Origin of the sequence: Streptomyces albidoflavus (assembly GCF_000719955.1) — a bacterium.
Lineage (GTDB): Bacteria > Actinomycetota > Actinomycetes > Streptomycetales > Streptomycetaceae > Streptomyces > Streptomyces albidoflavus.
This window is the reverse complement of sequence record NZ_JOII01000046.1, coordinates 39215-45283: the sequence shown is the minus strand read 5'-3', so window position 1 is coordinate 45283 and position 6069 is coordinate 39215. Positions and strand designations below refer to the sequence as shown.

The 6069-nt window shown below is 73.0% G+C and carries 5 protein-coding genes and 1 pseudogene; 2 read left to right on the top strand and 4 right to left on the bottom strand.

Going from position 1 to position 6069, the window contains the following annotated elements; all coding sequences use genetic code 11:
* Positions 1-110: 110 nt before the first annotated feature.
* Positions 111-1373 carry a serine hydrolase domain-containing protein gene (locus tag IF45_RS0128970; protein WP_030310473.1) on the top strand — a complete coding sequence of 421 codons (1263 nt, stop codon included), beginning with the start codon at positions 111-113 and terminating at the stop codon, positions 1371-1373.
* Positions 1374-1384: 11 nt separating this feature from the next.
* Here IF45_RS0128970 and IF45_RS34500 read toward each other — a convergent pair.
* Positions 1385-1459: pseudogene (locus IF45_RS34500) on the bottom strand (MarR family transcriptional regulator); the annotation flags it as partial.
* A 252-nt stretch (positions 1460-1711) separates the two neighbouring features.
* A complete protein-coding gene (locus tag IF45_RS0128960; protein WP_003950126.1) occupies positions 1712-2755 on the bottom strand; it encodes a sodium:calcium antiporter in 1044 nt (347 codons plus the stop codon).
* Positions 2756-2899: 144 nt separating this feature from the next.
* Between IF45_RS0128960 and IF45_RS0128955 the strand changes: the two genes are divergently transcribed.
* The gene (locus IF45_RS0128955; RefSeq protein WP_030310471.1) at positions 2900-3100 is read left to right on the top strand and encodes a hypothetical protein; all 201 of its coding nucleotides are present in this window, start codon (positions 2900-2902) and stop codon (positions 3098-3100) included.
* Between the two features lie 13 nt (positions 3101-3113).
* Here IF45_RS0128955 and IF45_RS0128950 read toward each other — a convergent pair whose 3' ends face one another.
* Complete coding sequence (locus IF45_RS0128950) at positions 3114-5693, bottom strand: bifunctional FO biosynthesis protein CofGH (RefSeq protein ID WP_003950124.1); 2580 nt, start codon at positions 5691-5693, stop codon at positions 3114-3116.
* A 44-nt stretch (positions 5694-5737) separates the two neighbouring features.
* Positions 5738-6055, bottom strand: coding sequence for a cupin domain-containing protein (locus IF45_RS0128945; protein WP_015507318.1), 318 nt, complete (start codon positions 6053-6055; stop codon positions 5738-5740).
* Positions 6056-6069 lie beyond the last annotated feature (14 nt).

Genomic DNA, 6069 nt, shown 5'->3' with positions numbered 1-6069 from the left:
ACCGCCGAGATCTACACGTAAGGAGTCGTCGGCAGCGTCAGATGTGTATAAGAGACAGGCGTTCTGGTCCCCGAGAGGCACCCCGCCCCTCCCCGACCAGGAGACGCCCCATGCCCCAACACCCCACCCGCACGCTCGCCTTAACCCTGTCCATAGCCCTGGCCACCGGCGCGGCAACCCTGCCCCCCGCCTCCGCCACCCCAGCCGAGCACCCGACCACCAGCCCAGCCGCCCCCTCGACCACGCCCACCTCCCCCGCAGCCCAGCCAAATTCCCCCCACCACCAAGCCACCCTCTCCGCCCTCGAAGACCTGGTCGACAAGGGCACCCTCCCCGGCGCCTCCGCCGAAGTACGCCACCGCGAAGCCCGTTGGACAGCCCAGGTAGGCCAAGCCGACACCGCAACCGGCTGTGAACGCACCCCGGACGACCACTTCCGGGGCGCCAGCATCACCAAGACGTTCATCGCGACCGTGCTGCTTCAACTGGAGGCGGAAGGGCGGCTCGGTCTGGACGACTCGGTCGAGGAGTGGCTGCCCGGGCTGGTGCGGGGGGACGGGTACGACGCCGAGGCGATCACGGTGCGGCAGTTGCTCAACCACACCAGCGGGATCGCCAATTACACCGACGACCCGGAGTTCGTCCACCGGGCCGCCGGGCCGGGGTTCCCGGAGCACCGCTACGACTCGCACACGCCCGAGGAACTGGTGGCCCTCGCGATGACGTATCCGCCGTATCCCGAGCCGGAGTCGGCGCCGATGTACTCCAACACCAACTACGTGCTGGCCGGGATGGTGATCGAGGCGGTGACCGGGCGTTCGTACGCGCGGGAGGTCGAGCGGCGGATCATCCGCCCGCTGAAGCTGGGCGGAACGTCCTTCCCGGGCGCAGATCCCACGATGCCGGAGCCGCACCCGGTGGCGTACTCGCGGCTGCACCAGGACGAGCCGGATGCCGCGGTTCATGACGCGACCGAGCAGAACATGAGCTGGCTGGGGGCGGCGGGTGACGTCATCTCGACCGCCGGGGATCTCAACCGGTTCCAGCGGGCGCTCGTGAGCGGGAAGCTGTTGCCGCGCGCCCAGACGAAGGCGATGTTCGCCGAGGTGCCGGCGGGTGACGGGACGGGGTACGGGCTGGGCGTGGAGTTCGCCGAGACCTCGTGCGGGGTGAAGGTGGTCGGCAAGAGCGGGCGGACCAACGGGTCCGTCTCCGCGATGGTCGGCACGCCGGACGGGCGTCATCAGCTCACGTTCAACATCAACGGGGACTGGATCGGGAACGGGCTGCTCTACGTCAACGTGATCGAGGCGGAGTTCTGCGGGAAGGTGCTGGAGCCGGAGGAGGGGCGGGCCGGCCCCGTGGCGCACTAGCGAGCGGCGAGCCGGTCCAGCAGGCCGGTGGCCCGGCCCGGCGGGATGCGGTCCTCGTGGGTGACGCGTCGGGTCAGCCTGCCCATGGCCGTACAGGGAAGGAACTCCACTGTCCGAAGCCGCAGTCGGGATCGGGCGCACCGCCGTCACGGGCGTCGCCGCCCGCCGGGCCATCGGCAGCCGGGGCAATCCGAGGGTGGAGGTGGACGCCGTGCTACGCGGGCGAGGGCGTGCGGCGTACCTCCGCCGAGCGCGCCGCGCACCTGGCGAAGCTCGTCGCCGCGTACCCGGCGGGTCGGTCCTGCGCCGGGCGTGACGGAGCGACAGGGGGGCGCCGCTCAGACCGCCAGTGTCACCATCGTCCCCGCGTAGACAACCACGAGCAGCCAGCCGTCGAAGCCGAGGCGGAGCCAGCCGGTCTTCTGGCGGACCAGGAGGCCGGCCAGGACGACGGTGGTCATCAGCAGGGCGGCGGCGCTGAGGAAGAGTTCGTCGCGGCCGGCGGCGTGGAAGAGGGAGCCGCCGGAGTACGCGAGGTCGCCGATGGCGAGGTTGAGGACGTCGAGGCAGTTGCCGCCGATGATGGCGGCGAAGGCGAGGGTGACGGCGCCCCGGCGGACGGCGGCGATCGAGGTGACGGCCTCGGGCAGGGCGTTGATGATGCCCATGATCCCGGCGCCGACCAGGCCCGCGCGCAGCCCCGTCGAGGAGAGCACCACCTGGGCGGCCTGGGTGACGGCCCAGCCGGCGACGATGACGACGCCCGCGATGGCGCCGAACTCCACCCAGAGGGTGCCGGTGCGGCGGCCGGCGTACGTGCCCTCCGGCTCCTCGTCGGGCACGTCCTCGACGGTCTCCTTGGTGCGGACCGCCTCCCACGCCTGCCACATCGGGTCGTCGGTACGGCGGACCAGATGCAGCCCGCCTATGTAGACCAGGACCAGGACGATCGAGGCGGGGTGGACCCCGGCGACCGTCACCTCGGGGCTGAAGGTGGCCATCAGGGAGAGGCCGAGGAGCCCGGCGAGCAGGACGCCGAAGAGGAGGTTCTGCAGGGAGGCGGCGGCGTGTTCGAGGTTGGCGCGGCGGTGGAAGGCGTCGGCGGCGACCACGGCGAGGGTCTGCGCGGCGATGCCGCCGACGGCGTTGCCGTACGCGAGCCGGGGTTCGCCGTCGACGGCGGCGACGGTGGTCATCACGATTCCGGAGAGCGAGGTGACCAGGCCGAAGAGGACGGCGCCGAAGACCGCCTCGCCCCACCCGGTCCGGTCGGCGAGGGTGTCGCCCACCCCGGCCAGCCGCACACTGCACCAGACCGTCACCGCTCCGGCGAGGAGCAGGACGACCACGCTCCACCCGAGCGTCCACTCCCCCGAGAGCACCCCTGTCGCTGTCATGGGGAGCCGTCTGCCCCGGTGGGGCGGGGGTAGGCCGGGCGGTGTTGAGCCCCTGGCGCGGGCGAGGGGGACGGGGGATCATCCAGGGGCCCGGATGAGGTGTCCGGGCACCTGAACAGGGGGAAATCCATGCGCTTGCGTACCGCCGCGGCCTCCGCCGCCCTCGTCCTCACCGCCGTGCTCTCGGCCGCGGCCTGCTCGCCGGAGTCCGAGGGGCGCCCCGAGTGCGAGGGCACCGCCGGGCAGATCCCGGCCGGCTGCGCGGTCGAGCCCTCCTTCGCCGAGACCGAGGCGGGCGAGCCCGCCGACGGCGAGCCCGCCACGCCCTGACCCGGCGCGCGCCTCAGTCGGCGAGCGGCAGCAGCTCCGGGAGGTGCCCGTCGGACGCCTCGGCCGCCGCGACGCGCTCGGCCGGCACCTCGCCGTAGAGCGTGGTGCGCGGCCGGGCGGGTCGGCCGGCCAGGGTGGCGATGGCACGCAGGTCCTCGATGGAGCGGTACGAGCCGTAACGCGAGCCCGCCATGCGGGAGATGGTCTCCTCCATCAGGGTGCCGCCGAGGTCGTTGGCGCCGGAGCGGAGCATCTCGGCGGCGCCCTCCGCGCCGAGCTTGACCCAGCTGGTCTGGATGTTGGTGATGTGCGGGTGGAGCAGGACGCGGGCCATCGCGGTGACGGCCCGGTTGTCGCGGGTGGTGGGGCCGGGGCGGGCGATGCCGGCGAGGTAGACCGGCGCGTTGGTGTGGATGAAGGGGAGCGTCACGAACTCGGTGAAGCCGCCCGTCTCCTGCTGGATGGCGGCCAGCGTGCGGAAGTGGCCGAGCCAGTGGCGGGGCTGGTCCACGTGCCCGTACATCATGGTGGAGGAGGAGCGCAGGCCCAGTTCGTGGGCGGTCCTGACGACCTCGATCCAGTCGGCGGCGGGCAGTTTGCCCTTGGTGAGGACCCAGCGGACCTCGTCGTCGAGGATCTCGGCGGCGGTGCCGGGGATGGAGTCGAGCCCGGCCTCCTTGGCGGCGGTGAGCCAGTCGCGGATCGAGAGGCCGGTGCGGCTGGCGCCGTTGACGACCTCCATCGGCGAGAAGGCGTGCACGTGCATACCGGGGACGCGTTCCTTGACCGCCCGCGCGATGTCGAAGTACGCGGTGCCGGGCAGGTCGGGGTGGATGCCGCCCTGCATGCAGACCTCGGTGGCGCCGACCTCCCACGCCTGGGCGGCCCGGTCGGCGACCTGGTCGAGGGAGAGCGTGTAGGCGTCGGCGTCGGTGCGGCGCTGGGCGAAGGCGCAGAAACGGCAGCCGGTGTAGCAGACGTTGGTGAAGTTGATGTTCCGCGTGACGATGTACGTGACCTCGTCGCCGACGGTGGCGCGGCGCAGGTCGTCGGCGATGGAGCAGAGCGCGTCGAGGGCGGGGCCGTCGGCGTGCAGCAGGGCGAGGGCCTGGTCGTCGCTGAGCCGGGTCGGGTCGTCGGCGGCCTGGGCGAGGGCTTCGCGGACGTCGCTGTCGATGCGCTGCGGGACCATCCCGGGGGCGGCCTGTTCGCGCAGCGCCTCCCAGTCGCCGTAGACGGCGTCGAAGTCGGCGCGGCGATCGCCGGTGCGGCCCTCGGTGTCGATGGTGCGGTGCAGGTCGGTGCGGCCGGTCGCGGTGAACCCCTCGTCGGGCTCCTGCCAGGGCAGCCCCTCGGGGAGCGCGTCCTCGCGGGCGAGGCCGGTCTCCGGGTCGGCCAGGGCGCGGACGTGCGGGAGGAGGCGCGGGTCGAGCCAGGGTTCGCCGCGGGCGATGAACTCCGGGTAGACGGTGAGGCGTTCGCGCAGCTCGAAGCCGGACTCGCGGGTGCGCTCGGCGAGCTGGTCGATGTGCGGCCAGGGGCGCTCGGGGTTGACGTGGTCCGGGGTGAGCGGCGAGACCCCGCCCCAGTCGTCGATGCCGGCGCCGACGATCAGCGCGTACTCGGCGTCCACCAGGTTGGGCGGGGCCTGGATGCGGGCGGCCGGGCCGAGGATGTGGCGGGCGACGGCGATGCAGGCGGCCAGCTCCTCCAGTTCGGCGTCGGGCATGGCGCGCATCGCGGTGTCGGGCTTGGCGCGGAAGTTCTGGACGATGACTTCCTGGATCGACTGGTACTGGCGCTGGATGCGCCGGAGCTGGAAGAGGGCGTCGGCGCGCTCCTCGTAGCTCTCGCCGATGCCGATGAGGACGCCGGTGGTGAAGGGGACGTTGGAGCGGCCGGCGTCCTCCAGGACGCGCAGGCGGACGGCGGGCTCCTTGTCGGGCGAGCCGTGGTGCGGGCCGCCCGGCTCGGACCACAGCCGGGTCGCGGTGGTCTCCAGCATCATGCCGAGCGAGGGCGCGACGGGCTTGAGCCGCTGGAGGTCGGTCCAGCTCATGACGCCCGGGTTGAGGTGCGGGAGCAGGCCCGTCTCCTCCAGGACGCGGATGGCCATGGCCCGGACGTAGGCGAGGGTGTCGTCGTACCCGTGGGCGTCGAGCCATTCGCGGGCCTCGGGCCAGCGGTCCTCGGGCCGGTCGCCGAGGGTGAACAGGGCTTCCTTGCAGCCGAGTGCGGCGCCCTGGCGGGCCACCTCCACCACCTCGTCGGGCGAGAGGTACATGCCGTGGCCCTCGCGGCGCAGCTTGCCGGGGACGGTGACGAAGGTGCAGTAGTGGCAGCGGTCCCGGCAGAGCCGGGTCAGCGGGATGAAGACCTTCTTGGAGTACGTGATGACGCCCGGCCGTCCGGCCGCCTCCAGGCCGGCGTCGCGCACGCGGGCGGCCGAGGCCGACAGGTCCCGCAACTGCTCGCCCCGCGCCTGGAGCAACACCGCCGCCTCGGCGGTGTCCAGCGCCACCCCGTCCCGGGCCCGCTTGAGCGCTCGGCGCATGGCATTCTCGGTCGGCCGTCCCGGCTGCGCATCAGTCATACAGGCAGCATACGAGCGGGGTCCGGCCGGCGGTGCGGCCCCGGTCAGTCGTTGACGGCGGTCAGCAGCACGGCCGCGTCCTCCACGGCGAGCAGGCCGTGGCGCTCCTGCGGGACCGGGTGGAGCTGGCCCGACCTCAGTTCGGTGTCGCCGGAGACGGTGGTGATGAGGACGACGCCGCGCAGCACCTGGAGGGAGGCGGCCGGGGGCGCGTTGTGCTCGTCCAGACGGGTCCCGGCGGTCAGCGCGATGATGCTCTGTCGCAGGCAGTCCTCGTGGACGAGGAGGTGGGCGCTGCGCCCGTGCGGGTCGGCGTGGGCCGCGGTCACGTGCTCGTCCGCGAGGGCGTTGAGGTCGTCCATGGGGCCACTCTGCC

Coding starts and splice junctions, on each gene's coding strand:
- IF45_RS0128970 (WP_030310473.1), top strand. CDS start 111: ATGCCCCAACACCCCACCCGCACGCTCGCCTTAACCCTGTCCATAGCC.
- IF45_RS0128955 (WP_030310471.1), top strand. CDS start 2,900: ATGCGCTTGCGTACCGCCGCGGCCTCCGCCGCCCTCGTCCTCACCGCC.
- IF45_RS0128950 (WP_003950124.1), bottom strand. CDS start 5,693: ATGACTGATGCGCAGCCGGGACGGCCGACCGAGAATGCCATGCGCCGA.
- IF45_RS0128945 (WP_015507318.1), bottom strand. CDS start 6,055: ATGGACGACCTCAACGCCCTCGCGGACGAGCACGTGACCGCGGCCCAC.